At 43.8% G+C, this 16724-nt stretch carries 17 protein-coding genes; 12 read left to right on the top strand and 5 right to left on the bottom strand.

The window, feature by feature from the left end; translation table 11 throughout:
- Window positions 1-72 precede the first annotated feature (72 nt).
- Window positions 73-543 carry an anaerobic ribonucleoside-triphosphate reductase-activating protein gene (gene nrdG / locus OH463_RS09985; protein WP_005435220.1) on the top strand — a complete coding sequence of 157 codons (471 nt, stop codon included), beginning with the start codon at window positions 73-75 and terminating at the stop codon, window positions 541-543.
- Between the two features lie 147 nt (window positions 544-690).
- Here the strand turns inward: nrdG and OH463_RS09980 are convergent, their stop codons facing one another.
- Complete coding sequence (locus OH463_RS09980) at window positions 691-2076, bottom strand: MATE family efflux transporter (protein WP_269991187.1); 1386 nt, start codon at window positions 2074-2076, stop codon at window positions 691-693.
- 155 nt (window positions 2077-2231) lie between these two features.
- On the opposite strand from OH463_RS09980, the gene OH463_RS09975 reads away from it, so the two are divergent.
- The 3 genes from OH463_RS09975 (at window position 2232) to OH463_RS09965 (ending at window position 5122) form a co-directional block, all read left to right on the top strand.
- Complete coding sequence (locus OH463_RS09975) at window positions 2232-3089, top strand: AraC family transcriptional regulator (protein WP_029789325.1); 858 nt, start codon at window positions 2232-2234, stop codon at window positions 3087-3089.
- Window positions 3090-3244: 155 nt separating this feature from the next.
- Window positions 3245-4432, top strand: coding sequence for an amino acid aminotransferase (locus tag OH463_RS09970; protein WP_269991185.1), 1188 nt, complete (start codon window positions 3245-3247; stop codon window positions 4430-4432).
- A gap of 12 nt (window positions 4433-4444) precedes the next feature.
- Entirely contained in the window at window positions 4445-5122 is a 678-nt protein-coding gene (locus tag OH463_RS09965; protein ID WP_005446888.1) for a putative ATP-dependent zinc protease, read from the top strand.
- A 107-nt stretch (window positions 5123-5229) separates the two neighbouring features.
- On the opposite strand, the gene OH463_RS09960 is transcribed toward OH463_RS09965, so the two are convergent.
- Together OH463_RS09960 and OH463_RS09955 are read right to left on the bottom strand one after the other, a co-directional pair.
- Window positions 5230-5766 (bottom strand): hypothetical protein, encoded by a 537-nt coding sequence (locus tag OH463_RS09960; RefSeq protein WP_005446887.1) that lies wholly within the window; start codon window positions 5764-5766, stop codon window positions 5230-5232.
- 162 nt (window positions 5767-5928) lie between these two features.
- Entirely contained in the window at window positions 5929-6300 is a 372-nt protein-coding gene (locus OH463_RS09955) for a YgiW/YdeI family stress tolerance OB fold protein (protein ID WP_269991182.1), read from the bottom strand.
- Between the two features lie 164 nt (window positions 6301-6464).
- On the opposite strand from OH463_RS09955, the gene OH463_RS09950 reads away from it, so the two are divergent.
- From OH463_RS09950 to modC, 4 genes are all read left to right on the top strand, one after another.
- A complete protein-coding gene (locus OH463_RS09950) occupies window positions 6465-7916 on the top strand; it encodes a cobyric acid synthase (RefSeq protein ID WP_269991180.1) in 1452 nt (483 codons plus the stop codon).
- Window positions 7917-8006: 90 nt separating this feature from the next.
- A complete protein-coding gene (modA, locus tag OH463_RS09945) occupies window positions 8007-8759 on the top strand; it encodes a molybdate ABC transporter substrate-binding protein (protein WP_269991178.1) in 753 nt (250 codons plus the stop codon).
- A 12-nt stretch (window positions 8760-8771) separates the two neighbouring features.
- Complete coding sequence (gene modB / locus OH463_RS09940; protein WP_005446883.1) at window positions 8772-9461, top strand: molybdate ABC transporter permease subunit; 690 nt, start codon at window positions 8772-8774, stop codon at window positions 9459-9461.
- On the top strand, window positions 9458-10564 hold the full coding sequence (gene modC / locus OH463_RS09935; RefSeq protein WP_269991176.1) for a molybdenum ABC transporter ATP-binding protein ModC: 1107 nt from the start codon (window positions 9458-9460) through the stop codon (window positions 10562-10564). The genes modB and modC overlap by 4 nt, the downstream gene beginning before the upstream one ends.
- A 63-nt stretch (window positions 10565-10627) precedes the next feature.
- Here modC and OH463_RS09930 read toward each other — a convergent pair whose 3' ends face one another.
- Window positions 10628-11065 (bottom strand): DUF3069 domain-containing protein, encoded by a 438-nt coding sequence (locus tag OH463_RS09930; protein WP_005446880.1) that lies wholly within the window; start codon window positions 11063-11065, stop codon window positions 10628-10630.
- Between the two features lie 244 nt (window positions 11066-11309).
- On the opposite strand from OH463_RS09930, the gene OH463_RS09925 reads away from it, so the two are divergent.
- From OH463_RS09925 to OH463_RS09915, 3 genes are all read left to right on the top strand, one after another.
- Entirely contained in the window at window positions 11310-12269 is a 960-nt protein-coding gene (locus OH463_RS09925; RefSeq protein WP_005446879.1) for a diguanylate cyclase, read from the top strand.
- Window positions 12270-12283: 14 nt separating this feature from the next.
- Window positions 12284-13261 (top strand): Solitary outer membrane autotransporter beta-barrel domain, encoded by a 978-nt coding sequence (locus OH463_RS09920; RefSeq protein WP_026000207.1) that lies wholly within the window; start codon window positions 12284-12286, stop codon window positions 13259-13261.
- A gap of 540 nt (window positions 13262-13801) precedes the next feature.
- Window positions 13802-14776, top strand: a complete 975-nt coding sequence (locus OH463_RS09915; RefSeq protein ID WP_269991174.1) for a Solitary outer membrane autotransporter beta-barrel domain — start codon at window positions 13802-13804, stop codon at window positions 14774-14776.
- Window positions 14777-14801: 25 nt separating this feature from the next.
- On the opposite strand, the gene OH463_RS09910 is transcribed toward OH463_RS09915, so the two are convergent.
- On the bottom strand, window positions 14802-16046 hold the full coding sequence (locus tag OH463_RS09910; protein ID WP_005446873.1) for a GGDEF domain-containing protein: 1245 nt from the start codon (window positions 16044-16046) through the stop codon (window positions 14802-14804).
- Window positions 16047-16300: 254 nt separating this feature from the next.
- Between OH463_RS09910 and OH463_RS09905 the strand changes: the two genes are divergently transcribed.
- Window positions 16301-16669 carry a late competence development ComFB family protein gene (locus tag OH463_RS09905; RefSeq protein ID WP_005446871.1) on the top strand — a complete coding sequence of 123 codons (369 nt, stop codon included), beginning with the start codon at window positions 16301-16303 and terminating at the stop codon, window positions 16667-16669.
- The last annotated feature ends 55 nt before the right edge of the window (window positions 16670-16724 follow it).

Below are 16724 nucleotides of genomic sequence, written 5' to 3'. Positions count from 1 at the left end.
TCAAACCCAATAATGAAAATCAACCTGTGGTGGGTTGATTTTCTTTTCTAGCCAGCAAAACAAGGCACGATTATGAACTACCACCAATACTATCCAATCGACGTTGTTAACGGACCAGGTACACGCTGCACGCTGTTTGTGTCGGGCTGTGTACACCAGTGCCGTGGCTGTTATAACCAGTCGACGCAACGCTTGGATTCTGGTGTGTTTTTCACGCAAGAAGCGGAAGACAAAATCATTGCAGACCTAAACGACACACGCATCAAACGCCGTGGTTTATCTCTGTCCGGTGGTGATCCTTTGCATCCAGCGAACGTGCCGCACATTCTTAAGCTTGTAAAACGCGTAAGAGAAGAGTGCCCAGGCAAAGATATTTGGGTTTGGACAGGTTACACGCTTGAAGAGCTCGACGATGCGCAGCGTGAAGTGACGCAATACATCGACACATTAATCGATGGCAAATACGAGCAAGATAAACGAGACCTCAACCTAGAATGGCGAGGCAGTTCGAATCAAATCATCCATCGATTCACTGAGCTTTAAGCGTTCCAACTCAAGAAAAGCCAAACATAAAAAGGGCACATTCGGATATTTCGAATGTGCCCTTTTGGTGTGAGTTCTTTTTAAGCTTTGATTGATGAAATCGTTCTGTTTTGAGCTTAATTCAACAACCATAGCACAACGTTTCAGTTACGCCGTCACACTGGAGTCATCATCAACCATGTTATTAATCCATCGCTTAGACTGAATTCGGTGAGTCGTTAGAATACCTTTTACTAATTCTTCGACCAGTAGGGACATCAACACCCAATGCAGTGGTAAACCTAACACCATCCCGGTGTAGTAGGTAAGCGGAATACCAATCGCCCATTGACCAAACGTGTCGATGAAAATGCTATAGCGAATATCAGCGCCACTCTTTAATACGCCTCCAATACCAACCATATTAAACACGCGCAGTATCATGCCTAATGCGAGCACCAAACATACATTCAACGCCATTTGTTTGTCTGTGAGCGGGCTCATCTCTAACAAATTCAAAATCAAAGGCGAGCAAATCCATACGGCAAAGAACAAAATGGTCGCCAATACCGCGCTCGTTAATACATACCACCACGCAGTTTTCTCTACACGGTCATATTGTTGGGCTCCAATGTCATTCCCAAGCAGTACAGAAGCGGCAACAGCAAATCCCATAAAGGTTGAAATCAATACGCCTTCAATTGGTGATAGGAACGAGATAATTGCCAGTTCGGTTACGCCCAACTGACCATAAATGATGCTGTAGACAATCAAACCGCCAGTCCACAACGCATCGTGGATCAGCATTGGCATAGAAACTTTGAAATATTTGTTTCGGTACTTCTTTACTGTGCCTTTAAGCCAATCTGAGCGAGTAGGAAGCAGATGTGAATATCGGCGACAAAAGAAATAAACCAGCACCGCAGTTTGGAAAAAGCGTGAGATAAAAGTACCGACTGCAGCCCCAAATACTCCCCATTGTGGAAATCCTAGCAAGCCAAAGATCAAAACGGCATTGAGGAAGACATTCACAACGATAGCGGCAATACTGACGTAAGTTGGCATCTTTGCCTCACCGACGGACCTCAACACCGATTCAATAGGAACAACAACTGCTGTGCCTATCAAACTCAAACCTGTGACGACTAAGTATTCTCTCGCATAACCAACATACTCAGGATCGTCCGCCATAAAAGAGACGATTTCTTTGTCATAAACCACGTACAGCCAAATGAATGGCAAAGTAACTACCAGCGAAATAAACCAGGATTGGGCGAGTGTTCTGCGTATGCCAGAAAGGTTTCCAGAGCCATAATATTGAGAGGCTAAAACCGTTACTGCACCACACAATCCAAACACCACGGCGAGATTAAAGAAAAAGATTCGGTTACCAACGCCAACCGCCGCTGTTGCCGATTCACCTAACTGACTCACCATAAAAATATCGATGGCACCAAGTAACGAAAACAGCATGGATTGCAGCGATACAGGAACGCCGATCGCAATCAGTTTTTTCCAAAATGCTTTGTCTATGTATTGACGTGTTAAGAGCATCGCATTTCTCCTCTAAGAACAATGCGAGTAGTTTATCCGTATGATTTGGCGGTGTATTTTTCGAAGACATCCAAAAGTTTTGTCAAACTATCCAGTGTTTATCGGTGGTTTGATAGAACACGTTTGCCGTGAGTGCATTTGTGAGCCATCGAATCATGGAAGAGAAGCAAGAACGTTACACCATTTCAGAAAAGACCTATCAAGAGTTCATCGACCACACTCGCGTGCTTGCTCTTGAAGAAAGAGGCATCGTTCAATGTGGAATCGCCACTTGCCGAGAGTTCTTTTCCGTTTATCGCAAAAATCAGAAGAAACACATGTTGTTGTACACGGTTCGTGGCAAAGGCTGGTTGGAGAGCGGAGCATGTCGTTATGAACTGGAGCCAGGATCGTTGGTGATCGTGCCAGCAGGTATTGAAAATGGCTTTGGAATGGAAGACGAAACGTGGCAAATCGCATGGGTGTTTCTCTCACAAGACAAAGAATGGTCGATGGTGAATGAAGAGATTGAGTATCAACTTACACCAGCACCAGAAGTGATGTATTTCTGCATTCAGACTCTATTGCGAAGTATCAATCTACCTATCGATTACGGTGGTGAAGTCGGCGCACACAGTGTTGCCCAGTTAGAGCTCATGCTGAATATGCCGCACTCAGATTCCATATCACGCAACCAGTTAAAGTTGCGCCGCGTATTCGATTTGGTTCAGAGACAACTCCATAAAGAATGGACGGTAGAACAACTTGCAGCCCTGTACCCATGTTCTGAACCCCACTTGCATCGTTTGACCCAGCAACAGTTTGGGCGAAGCCCAATGGCACACTTAACTCGTATGAGAATGGAGTATGCCGCGCGTTTGTTGCGCTCAACAGAGTGGTCAATTCAGCACATCGGTGAAATAGTAGGGTACCCAACAGGCGCAAACTTCAGTACACGATTTAAAGCTTGGTCCAACATGACTCCGCGCGAATTTAGGAAAAACGGTAAGCTAGATTCAAACTTCAATGAGTGAATCGTTCTTTTTATGACCGATTGAGTTCATAAAATTCCCTAGGCACCAGAATTTTGTACTCTAATTGGCGAAATGTGTGAAAAATCATTTCGCCATTTTTAACGAAAGTGTTACCGTGAGGTTCGATACTTGAATTTCAAAGGGTTATGACTTTCATGTTTTCTAATCTACCAACTCCCGTATTAGATCCTATTTTATCTCTTTCCGTCGCATACCGCGGCGATGAACGTCCAAACAAGGTTGACCTTGGTATTGGCGTGTACAAAAACAGCGCTGGTGAAACGCCAATCATGAAAGCCATTCAAATGGCACAAGAAGTGGTTGTCGAAAACCAAAAGACCAAATCCTACGTTGGGCTTGCAGGCTGTGAAGAATTCAACCAAAGCATGATCGATCTACTTCTGACGGGTACGTCAGCAACAGATCGTGTGGCAGCGATTCAAACGCCCGGTGCAAGCGGTGCGTTGCGTATGCTGGGTGACCTAATGAAGGTTGCACAACCAGATACGACGGTTTGGATTTCAAACCCAAGCTACGTAAACCACAAGCCAGTGATGGAAGCGGCTGGACTTAAGGTGAAGTTCTACCATTACTTCTCGCCAGAAACGAAACAAGTTGATACAGCGAAAATGCTAGAAGACCTCTCTAAAGCAGGTCCTTCTGATGTCGTGCTTCTGCATGGCTGTTGCCACAACCCAACGGGTGCAGATATTGATTTTTCTGCGTGGCAATCAATTACAGAGCTTTCGCAAAAGAACGGTTTTACCCCATTTGTGGATATTGCTTACCAAGGCTTTGGTGACGGTCTAGAGGAAGACGCAAAAGGTCTCCGCTTTATGGCTGACAACGTAGAAGAAATGCTGATCACAACCTCATGTTCTAAGAACTTTGGTTTGTACCGTGAACGTACTGGTGCTGCGATTGTGATCGGTAAAAACACGCAAGACGTGGCGAATGCAAAAGGTAAGCTTCTGACGTTAGCACGTTCAACTTACACTATGCCGCCAGATCACGGTGCAGCATTGGTGAAAACCATTCTTCAAGATGCCAACCTTACTTCAGTTTGGAAACAAGAATTGAGCGAAATGCAGCAACGCTTGCTGAATCTTCGTCAAACTTTGTGTAACGAATTGAGAAACAACCATAATACAGATCAATTTGATTTCATCGAGAGCCACAAAGGCATGTTTACTGTGCTAGGCTTTAGTGAAAACCAAATGGCGCAACTGCGTGAAGATTATGGCATTTATGGTGTCGGTGATGGTCGTATTAACATCGCTGGTTTGACCGAAACTCATATTCCTTACGTTGCTGACGCGATCCAAAAAGTATCTCAACGTTAATTGGGAGAGTTAATGAAGAACTGGAAACTGATTCTGCCGCTAATGATGAGCGGCGGTCTTATTGCTTGTACATCTACACCGACAACCACTGAGCCTGCTGAGCCAGAAACGCCAGTTGTGGAGCAACCGGTAGAGAAGCCGGACGTAAAACCTGAAATCGAGCCAAAACCTGAGGTGAAACCGGAGCAAAAACCGGAAACAAAACCTGAGAAAAAGCCGGAGCCAAAACCAGAAAAGCCAGCTAAGGTTCAAAAAACGCCTGATGGCATGCTGGTCCTTGGTGCAGAAGAATGGGTTTACGTACCAGCGATTGACCGCACATTTAAAGCTCGCATTGATACAGGAGCGACAACGTCTTCTATCAGCGCAACCGAAGTGGTTCCGTTCGAGCGTGATGGTAAAGATTGGGTTCAGTTCAAAATCGATATCAACGGTAAAGCAAGTAAAGAATTTAAACTTCCAGTAGAGCGTTGGGCAAAGATACGTCAGTCTTCTTCGGAAGATGTTGATAAACGTCCAGTTGTTGTTGCTTACATCCAGGTAGGCGACCTAAAAGAGCAAACCGAGTTTACTCTAACAGAGCGTGGACATATGAAGTTTCCAATGCTCTTAGGACGTAGCTTTTTCCGAGATGTCGCTGTTGTGGATGTATCAAAAAAATACGTTCAAAACAAACCAAGCGGTAAGTAGTTCATCGTTTGGAAACTGAAACAAAAAAAAGCCTCTCAACTGAGAGGCTTTTTTGATTTTTTCAATCAGTTAACCGAGTTTTAGTTCGCTTGGTTAACCTGTCGAAGTTAGTAAGCGAAACGCGCTGACAACACAAGTTGTTGACCGTAAGTACCGTTATCTTTCAAATCAGCACCTAAAGATAACTGTTGGGTCGAATGGAACCTTGCACCAAGGTTGTAAATCGTTTTTGAATCATCATTATCGATTAATTGGCCAATTCGACCGTGCAATTCGATGTTCTGCATAAACCAAACGCGAGTACCGATGTTAACTTCGGTCTTCCATTCGTCACCGACAAGATCACCACTGTCTTTTTTAATGTTGTGAACCAGCATTTGACCATAGATATCAGCAAACTGACCTGCCGGACCATTAAAGCCAATACCACCGGCGATGTCCCAGTCACCACTGAACTCACTGTCTGCGCGTCCAATAAAATGCGTGTTTTCTGTAAAGTATGTTGTGACTTCGCCGCCAAACGTGCCTGGGCTTGTACCCATGCGGAATTCCATCATGTTGTAATTGAAATTGTTAGCGTGTGCGGCAAGTGGCAAAACAGCGCACAAACCAAAGGTTGCTACCTTTAGAGCTTTACCTAGCATGGGTGTCTCCGGCAAAAAATAATACGAACGAAAAAAAGGTCTGCAAAATGCAGACCAAGATTTACAAAATATCATTATAGGTGTTTCCCGTCACCCTATGCACTAGGACAAAGTGCGCATGATCAATGTTTTATTGCCCAAATTGGCGTTGAAAGGGCAGAACTACATCACAACTAAATGTTCGACTTCGATTTCCGGTTTGCTTCCGCCTTCAAACTCACCGAATAGACGTACTTTTGTGGTTTGGTCAATAGGAGTTGTTAGTCGAATATCATCATCCAATTCAACCATGATTTCGCCAGAGCCATCGCTGAAAATAAATCGGTCAGCACGAGTTTGACGTAGTAGATTGCCTTCTACGACAACGTCTTTCTCTGTAAACATGCTTGAGTCTTTGATCAACGCATCTACCTTTTCTACCGTTACAGGTCCATTAAATTGGATGCTTGATTGACCGTGGTTGTGGTCTTTAGCCATTGCAACAGTAGGAGCGATAGCAAGTGCAGCGATAGTAGCGATTACAGTATTTTTCATAATTTGGTTTCTCTATATAGGTGTTCGTTTTTGATGGTGCTATTAAAACAAACCGTATTTGAACCATTACTGATTCGAACATTCATATTCGATTCATTTTCTTGAGTCCGATACTGAGATAACGTTATGATTGTTCACCTTCTTTTTTCTCTTATTAAACGTTCATGAAATCACCAATCCCTTCATTAATGGTACAAGGCACGACTTCTGATGCCGGAAAAAGCGTCCTTGTGGCAGGTTTATGCCGTGTACTAGCCCGTAGAGGGATAAAGGTTGCCCCATTCAAGCCACAGAACATGGCCTTAAATAGTGCAGTAACCAAAGATGGTGGGGAGATTGGGCGTGCTCAAGCAGTGCAAGCGCAAGCGTGTAATGTCGAACCAACCGTTCACATGAACCCAGTGCTAATCAAACCGAACAGCGATACAGGTGCACAGATCATCTTACAAGGTAAAGCTTTGTCGAACATGGATGCTGTCGGATTTCATGATTACAAAAAAGTGGCAATGGGAACCGTATTGGACTCATTTTCAAAACTGGTGGATGAATACGAATCCGTCATGATTGAAGGAGCAGGCAGTCCGGCAGAGATTAACTTAAGAGCAAATGACATCGCCAACATGGGCTTTGCAGAAGAAGCCGACGTACCCGTTATTATTATCGCGGATATCGACCGTGGTGGTGTGTTTGCCCATCTGTATGGGACGCTAGCGTTACTATCCAAATCTGAACAAGCTCGCGTCAAAGGCTTTGTGATTAATCGCTTCCGTGGCGACATCAGCTTGCTTGAATCTGGTCTGGATTGGTTAGAAGAGAAAACGGGCAAGCCTGTACTGGGTGTATTGCCGTATCTTCACGGGCTAAACCTCGAAGCAGAAGATGCCATTACGGCACAGCAAGAGCTGTCTTCACAAGTGAAACTCAATGTTGTGGTACCAGTATTAACCCGCATTAGTAATCACACCGATTTTGATGTGTTGCGTCTTAATCCAGACATTAACCTTCGCTACGTTGGCAAGGGCGAAAAGATCGACAAAGCCGACCTCGTGATCTTGCCGGGTACTAAGTCAGTTCGAGACGATTTGGATTATCTACGTAGCCAAGGCTGGGATAAAGACATTCAACGTCACATCCGTCTGGGTGGCAAAGTCATTGGCATTTGTGGTGGTTACCAGATGCTTGGCAACGTAATTGACGACCCAAATGGCGTAGAGGGTCAGCCTGGTCGTAGTGAAGGTCTTAGTTTGTTAGACATCACTACAACTCTAACCGACAGTAAACAGTTAACGCATACACAAGCGCAGCTTTGCCTAAACGGTAAGACAGCAGACGTGAAAGGCTATGAGATTCACGTTGGTCGAACTGAAGTTAAGAGCGCTCAACCTCTCAAGTTAAATTCAGGGGAGGCAGAAGGATCGCTGAGTGAATGTGGCCAAATTATGGGAACTTACCTACACGGGTTCTTCGATGAGGCAGACGTGTTGAGCTTGGTTTCAGAGTGGGTAAACGGCACTCAAATCAAACAACAAGACTTTGAAGAGTTAAAAGAACAGGGCATTAATCGCATTGCGGATGCGATAGAACAACATATGAATCTTGACTTTCTGTTCAAATAAAACCAGTTTTTAACTGTTTGAAGCACAAATAAAAGTGGACAGATAGCTCCACAGTTTCAACTTCTGCCTGCCTAGAACCGGAGTGTTTTTATGAAAGCATGGAAAATACATGCTTGCCTAGTGGCAATATTGAGCGTTTCATCAGCAGCAAACGCAGCAACTGAATTAAAAGTTTATGCAGCTTCGTCAATGACCAACGCGGTCAACGATATTGCACAACAATTCGAGACAAAGTATGACGTAACGGTCACGCCTGTTTATGGGGGGTCTTCGTCTATCGCTCGCCAGATTTTAAACGGCGCACCTGCAGATGTTTTTATCTCGGCAAACACTAAGTGGATGGATTACTTAGTAAAATCAAAAGCAGTGAAAAATGACAGTGTCACTAATTTAGTGCGAAATAGCCTAGTTTTGATTGCACCAAAAGCCTCAACAATCGAGCCTTTTGATTTTTCAGATGCAAATGCATGGAACCAAGCATTAGAAGGTAATCGTCTCGCTTTAGGTAACCCTGTATCTGTTCCTGCTGGTATGTACGCGAAAGAATCGCTCACCAACCTTGGTGTTTGGAAGAAACTAGAACGCCAAATTGCACCTGCAAAGAACGTTCGTTTAGCTTTAGCGCTTGTTGAACGTGGCGAAGCCCCATTGGGCGTGGTGTATAAGACGGACGCACTTTTAACAGATAAAGTAAAAGTGGTGGGCGAGTTTGCAAATGACACTCACGCGGACATCATTTACCCAGCAGCGATTGTTAAAGACTCTACGCAATCCGAGCAATTCTTCGAATATTTGAAATCGGACGATGCTAAAAAAGTGTTTGCACAATACGGTTTTCAATAAAAAGGGCACAGAGTGACAGAACTTGAATACCAAGCCTTAATACTGAGCCTTAAAGTTGGAGCATATGCTGTCCTATGGTTGATTCCTTTGGGAATTGCTCTTGCTTGGTTACTTTCACGAAAAGAGTTTATCGGGAAGTCTATTCTAGACAGCTTGATCCATCTGCCATTGGTTTTACCGCCAGTGGTAATTGGTTATCTATTGCTGATCTCGCTTGGTCGTCAAGGCTTTTTGGGGAATTGGCTATATGAACATTTTGGTTTGGTATTCAGCTTCAACTGGAAGGGAGCGGTGGTTGCTTGTGTTGTTGTAGCTCTACCTTTGATGGTGCGTTCCGTCCGTCTGAGTTTAGATAATGTTGACCCGAAACTTGAGCATGCCGCATCGACGTTAGGCGCATCACCTTTGAAGGTGTTTTTTACGATCACATTGCCTTTAACCATTCCTGGAATTATTACCGGAACGATGTTGTCTTTTGCCCGTAGCCTTGGTGAATTTGGTGCCACAATCAGCTTTGTTTCTAACATACCAGGCGAAACCCAAACCATTCCTTTGGCGATGTACAACTTCATAGAAACGCCAGGAGCAGAGATAGAAGCTGCTCGTTTGTGCGTTATTTCCATTGCTTTAGCACTGTCGACCTTAATGATCTCTGAATGGTTAAATCGTAAAGCGGCTTCACGTCTGGGAGCTAAGCGATGAGTATCAAAATTCAATTTAAACAATTACTTGGCGAAACTGACTTTGATATTGATCTGACGTTACCGGGTAACGGAATAAGTGCCTTATTTGGTCGCTCAGGAGCAGGAAAAACAACGTTAATCAATGTGATTAGCGGATTGGTCACACCCCAACAAGGCAAAGTGTCCATTGGGGAACATGTTCTTTTCGATAGCGATGTTGGCATTAATTTACCCACGCATAAACGCAGAATCGGTTATGTCTTCCAAGACTCGCGTTTATTCCCGCATTACTCCGTGAAAGGCAATTTACTCTACGGTGTCGTGGAAAAAGATGAAGATTATTTTGATAAGGTGACAGAACTGCTCGCTATTAAGCCGCTACTGAAACGCTTTCCAATCTCTTTATCCGGTGGTGAAAAGCAACGTGTCGCTATTGCAAGAGCGCTTCTTTCCAAGCCTAATCTACTTTTGATGGATGAACCTTTGGCGTCTCTAGATATGCCGCGTAAGCGTGAAGTAATGCCATTTTTGGAAGAGCTGTCTGAGCAAGTCAATATTCCAATCGTTTACGTTACGCATAGCTTGCAAGAAATCTTACGTTTAGCGCAGCACCTGTCGATTCTAGACAAGGGGCGAATCATGACGTCTGGCAAGTTAGAAGATGTGTGGGCATCTCATGCCATGCGCCCTTGGCAGTCGTTTTCAGACCACAGTAGCTTGTTTGAAGGAAAGATCGCGACTCATCACGAGAAATACGCGTTGACGTGTGTAAAACTCGCGCCATGTGCTTGTTTGTGGGTTCAAAAGGTGGATGGTGAACCTAATACGCCTATTCGTCTTCAAGTACGTGCGAACGATGTTTCTATTGCATTAGAGAAGCCTGTTGGCACCTCTATTCGTAACGTCTTAGCCGCAACAGTTGCTTCCATAGAAGAGCTGAATACAGGTGAAGACAAGCAAAGTATTACCGTTTCGCTCAAACTAGATGAAGAGTGCCATTTGTGGGCAACGATTACGCCATGGGCATTGGACGATTTGAACCTAAAAGTCGGCGATGCCGTCTACGTTCAGATAAAAGGCGTAAGTGTTACACAACGAGATATTGCGTTAGCTCATCACTGATTACCAGAACCTCAAATACACAAAAGGCCGCATCTGCGGCCTTTATTTTGAAGAGTTTCGGAATTACTTCACGAATACTTCTTTGAATTCACGTTTAAGAAGAGGATCGCGACGTGCTTTCTTAAGTTGCTTAACCATGTCTTTCACGCAGTTGTGTAGAACATTGTCTAGCAGTTGAGCACGGTAGTCTTCTTTGTCTTCATCTGTCATGTTTTCTGGCAGATTTAGTGTCGGGAATTCTTCCATTACATTTAGGCCAGCAAAAGCTTGACCAACAGATACTAGAGCGTGGAATTGCTCGAAGTTGTCCAGAATGTTTTGTGCACTCGCTGGCATTTCATCCCAAGATGCACGAACAGCTTCTTCAGACACTTCATGGATAGAGGTAACCATCTCGAACATTTGCTCAGGAACTTCGTCAAACTCGATAACTTTGCGCAGTTCTGGAGAAATAGTTTCTAGATCGATTTTTTTACTTTCGTTGTTAGTTGCTTCTGACATGGTAAGTCCTGTTAGTACATAAGTGCGCACATTACTTTTAGTGCATAGTGTAACCAGATTACAGTGGCTCTCGTTACAAAAGGCGGGAATATTAATACCAAATGCATCAAATAGCTACCATAAGAACTATTTGATTACGTGACCGTTCAACAAAAAAATATAGCACTAAATTTGTCGCGTAATGCAACAAGTCTGTGAGTATGATATATGTTTAATAAAGACTGATAAAAGAATGGAACGCGCTATGCAACCGACAGGGACATCGATGCGCATTCTGTTAGTTGATGATGTTCAACTAGACCGAATGCAGTTGGCTATCCGATTAAAACAACAAGGTCATATAGTTAAAGCCGTTGGAAGCGGGCTGGAAGCACTCAATACCTATGAAAGCTTCGACCCAGAGCTCGTATTGCTCGACATTGCGATGCCCGACATGAATGGCTTCGAAGTGTCGCTTCATATCAGAGAAACCTTCCCGGATTGGATTCCTATTATCTTCTTAAGTAGTCATGAAGAGCCAGAAATGATCGCGAAAGCGATAGAGGCGGGTGGTGATGACTATTTGATAAAGCCGGTCGACAAATTGGTGCTCAATTCCAAACTTATGGCAATGCAGCGTATTGCCCACATGCGTCGTGAATTGAAGCAAGCAACCGCGCAACTTGAAGAAATGAATTCACGTCTGCAGCAACAGGCGAACGAAGATGGTTTAACAAAGCTGTATAATCGACGCTATATCGATCATAAACTTGAAACCATGATCGCGTGGCATGGTCGCCATCATATGCCGATGGCGTTAATTCTTCTCGATGTAGACTTCTTTAAGCCATTTAATGACAACTACGGTCATATAGAAGGGGATCGATGCTTACAAGCAATCGCAAACCAACTCAAAGCGACATTCTGCCGTTCAGGAGAATATGTAGGTCGTTACGGCGGTGAAGAGTTTGTCATTTTACTGAACAGTACAGACGCCCAGACCGCAGAAAGAGAGGCGGAGCGAATCCAAGAAGCGATGTACTTCTTAGATTACCCACATGCATACTCTAGCGTTGCAAATAGAGTGACAGTGTCACAGGGTGTGTTTGCATTTCAGCCAACAGGTAAGGATAATGTCGCTGAATTATATGCGACTGCAGATAGAGCACTTTACACATCAAAGTCGCTAGGTCGCAATACGTATACTGTAGTAAATGCAAGTTAAATCAATACGATAGAATGAGATATACACTAGTGACATTGTCACTTATTTCGACTGTTACTTTTGCAAATTCAGCGCAAGTACAGCAAACCTTACAAAAAGAGTTTGAGCGTAATTTCGCAATTGGCATCGTCTTATCCGATAGTGATGTGTTTACGTTAGGATTTCACGATTTTGACCCAAACAAATACCTAAATATCGACAATGAGGATATTGGTACCCAAGATTCGATTGATTTGAGAAAACAGGTCGCAATTTCGACGCTACCTTATCACCTTTCACTGACTGACAAAGAACAAACGAAGGCTCGATATAACTTAAAAGGCAGGTTGTACGCACTTAGTATTGATCAAGATGTCACGGTAAACGATGATAAAAGACCTGACCGAAACAAAGAATTGATTCTTGGCGCGTACAATGAACTCCAACGTCAAGACACTCTCTCTGAACACCTCACGCTAAGTACCGCAGCAGGTGCCCATTTTATGTATTATCGCAACGACTATGATTACCGTAGCGATGCTCTCGATAACTTGAAGCCCTATCTAGAAGGCATTTACCTCAATACCGATGCGTGGGCATTGGTTGGTGAAGTTAATGCTGAGCTCAAATACTTAGAAAATGAAAAGTGGGGGAAATGGTACGTTTGGTCTTCGCCGCATTATTTTTACGGTGCAGGCTGGGGCGAAGGTAATAATGGCGATGTGGGTAACCCTGAGGGCTGGTACTGGGTCAATGGCGTAAAGCTTTTCTATGATTTTACTAAGGTAGGTCGCACGGTTCAGTCTGTTTATACAAGCTTCAATCGAGTAGACGTAGGTGGCGATACCAGTAAACCGATGAATACTTCACACTATTATGAAGCAAGCGTCGGCTGGTTGATGACTCCGCCATTCAAATCCGATTGGATTGACAATGTCGGACTAGGTCTGACGATCAACTACGGCAGCGCACTCAAAGGCGGCAGTTTGGTTTTGTTCTTTAATCAAGAGTAGAGTCAGTCTATCTCTCGCGGTTGAATTTTGTTCGGATGAGGGACGCCTATACCCAAGTAACCTCGAGATGCTAGGTTCAGCGAGACTGACTTGGTTTGTAGACGCGGCGGCGATTTAAAGGTTTAGTGGGTCTAAATCAAGAATCGACAACAAAGTATACAAGCCAAGGCAGCTCGCCCTTTGGGAGCGTGTCATTGACCCGATTGCTGCGTCAAACAACTTGGAAAGAGCTGGCTATTACACTGCGTTGCTTTCCTTGCTCTCGAATCAATGACAACGCTCTGAATCCTGCATCTTGAAGTCACTTGGGTATAGTCAAAATTATTTTAGGCGAGGCAAGGACTGTGTCGTTTAGCCTTCCAAACAAATACTGCTTAATAAACCAGCATAAAACCGCTTGAAAACGCAACCGCTCCTAGGCATAAAGAAAACATTTGCATTTATTTCTTCTCCAAGCCAAAATCGCGCCCCATTTTGCTTAATAGGAACATAAGCACATAAACCAAGTCATGGAACGGCGATAGCAAACACATAAGAGTTATGCGTAAGTTGGCTTGTCTGGCGATGGTTTTCGCCTCTACTTCTTCTTATTCCAGTACGGTTCAAAAACAACTTCAAAAAGAGTTCGATTATAACTTTGCATCCAGCATTGTGCTTTCTGACAGCGACGTTTTCACGTTTGGATTTTCAAACTTCGACCCTAATGAGTTCCTTAACCTTGATGATGAATTGTTGGGTGACAGTGAATCCGTCGATTTACGAAAAAAAGTCTCTGTGATGTCTTTACCATTCAGTGTTCCCGTTAACCATTATCGTTATTCTCCTTATCAAACTAAGGTAAATGGAAGGGGGTATTTACTGTCTGCTCAACAAAAAATATCCGCATTTGAGTCGAGTACACCCGACGAAATGGATGAGTTGACTTTTGGTGGCTACTTAGAAGTCGAACAGGAAGCGTATCTCAACCGAAATGTAACGTTAAGCGCGGCGGCAGGTACACACGTCATGTATTACCAAAATAATTATGCGTACCGGAGTGATACATTAGAAGACTATAGAGACCAGATTGATGGCGTTTATGTCAACACGAGCTCTGTAGCTATGGTTGGTGAACTTAACGCGACTGTAAAATACAGCCCTTACGGTCATTTTGGACAGTGGTACTTTTGGTCCTCACTGCACTATTTCAATGGTTTTGGCATCAATCTAGGGAAGGGAGATGATGCTATTAATCCCGAAGGTTGGTACTGGGTCAATGGCGTGAAAGTCTTCCATCGGTTGGCTATTTGGCAAAATATGGTCCAATCGTTTTATACCAGTTTTAATCGTGTAGACATTGGTGGAGACACGAAAAAGCCGTTAAACACAGACCACTACTACGAAGCAAGTATGGGCTGGTTGATGACTCCTCCAGTCAAAATTCCGTTTGTCGTTAACATCGGTGTGGGGATGAGCCTGAACTATGGTAGTGCATTCAAGGGGGGAAGCTTGGTGCTTTTCTTCAACCAAGCATAATGTCCGTACATTGATGTAATACGGATTAAGCGTGGCAGAACCTAACGCAGTTTCTGCCTGCTTTTTTCGCCTTGTACAAGGCGTCATCCGCTAACTTAATAACATCAGCAGGATTGCGAGCACTGCGGCTGTCTGCCACACCAAAACTTGCCGTTACTGACACGGTTTTCTTCTTCGGAACGGCATTACCACGTTTTTTACGACCTTGTTTGTTATCTTCAGGACGGTTGTCTTGATCGCGTAGAATCATTTCATATTGTGCAATCAGTTCGCGAACTTCTTCCACATGCGTTTCGCAATCTTCGGTGTACTTGCCTTTGAAAACGATCGTGAACTCTTCTCCACCAAAGCGGTATACCTTGGCGCCGCCCTGGGTTTTCATTAGGCGAGAAGCCACCATCTTCAATACATCATCACCAGTATCATGCCCATAGGTGTCATTGAATTTCTTAAAATGATCCACATCGAGCATCGCAATGGTGAACTTTCGCCCCATATGTTTTAAGTCTAAATCTAATGCGCGGCGGCTTGGGATGAGCGTCAGGCTGTCAGTAAATGCCAGTTGATGACTTGCTGATGTTGAGTAGATGATGATCAACAATCCAGTTAGCGTGAACATGGTGCTAGATATGTATTGAACATCGAAGAAAATAAACGTTGCTGATGCCAGAACCATTGCAGAATAGGTCATTGCATGGATGATCTTGTTCTTCTTAAGCACCAGGATTCCAAGAAAACAAACAATGCCAATGCAGTAAAGCACCAAGACCAAAGGAAGCTTGGAGATACTCGGTACGATAAACAAGATACCATTAGTCCACTGTTCAAAGCCGCCTTCGACGTAATACGTCAATGTTACGTAAGACCAAAACACAAACAGGATCAACATCAACATGTACGTTAGGGTTGCTCGTGAATCGAAGCCTTCTTTATTGAAGAGAAAAACAGCTAAGAAAGACACAGGAAGCAAACTTGCGAGGATGGTAAGCTCTAAAAGAGCTGTGCCAGTTTGAAGTGGTACCTGTAAGCGGTGCTGAATCACAAAATAAGCGAGGAGCATAGCGATACACACCATGGACTCGCGACCTTGCTTGAACGAGTAACACATTAGTAGTGCACAGCCGAGCAAAATATACGGCAAGTTTGCAGCGATTCCCCAGTTCGACTGAGTCATCTGAATAATGCTATCCATACCCACGCTGACCATACCCAATAACAAAATTGGGAATAGAAACCTAAAGCCTGGGGAGGTCATTAAAGATGAAGCCATCTACTACAAATTACCTTCAAATAGTTGAATATATCTAATGAGTTACATTAAGCATTCAATTAATACCGTGTGTGAACAGTATAAATTCACATGCTTTCAAAACTAACAAGAATACGTGTATTTAGGAAATTTCCAAGCATTTTACAGTCAATGCTTACAAAAAGAGAGAGGTTGATTAAATTAAGAGCAATCAACAAGTTGCATGTAACTTGTGGGTGCTATACTTTCAAAGTGTTGAACAAAGGAGAAAATCGATGCAGATCAGTTCAGACGTACACAATTACATGGAAACTTTGGTAGGACAGGTGCTTGCTTCAGAGCAGTATATCGATGAGTTTGACAATGAGCAGCTCGCCGATATTGCCTGCCTCGCGCTCATACAGTTAAAACCGGTTTATATTCGACACGACATCGATTTTCTTTCTGCACTCCCTGAGCGAAAGCTGGCTCAGTTTAAGCAAAGTGTTGATATCGCAGTCCAAAATGCAGCGGCAATGATCCTAGAAGACAGACGCAAAAATCGTAACAATGATGTGCCTGTAATTTTGTCCCATACCAGTTATGATGAAGACAAAGAACTGGATTGGTTCGAAAAACCGATCCTCAACGTCAACATAAAATAATCGATGTTCATTAGTATCTAAGAGAAGGTACAGATAGTGGGCATCCCCAAGGAGG

This window comes from Vibrio sp. NFR, from assembly GCF_027587095.1.
Taxonomy (GTDB): Bacteria; Pseudomonadota; Gammaproteobacteria; order Enterobacterales; family Vibrionaceae; genus Vibrio; species Vibrio harveyi.
Note: the sequence above shows the minus strand (reverse complement) of the source record. Positions and strands in the feature narration are given on the sequence as shown.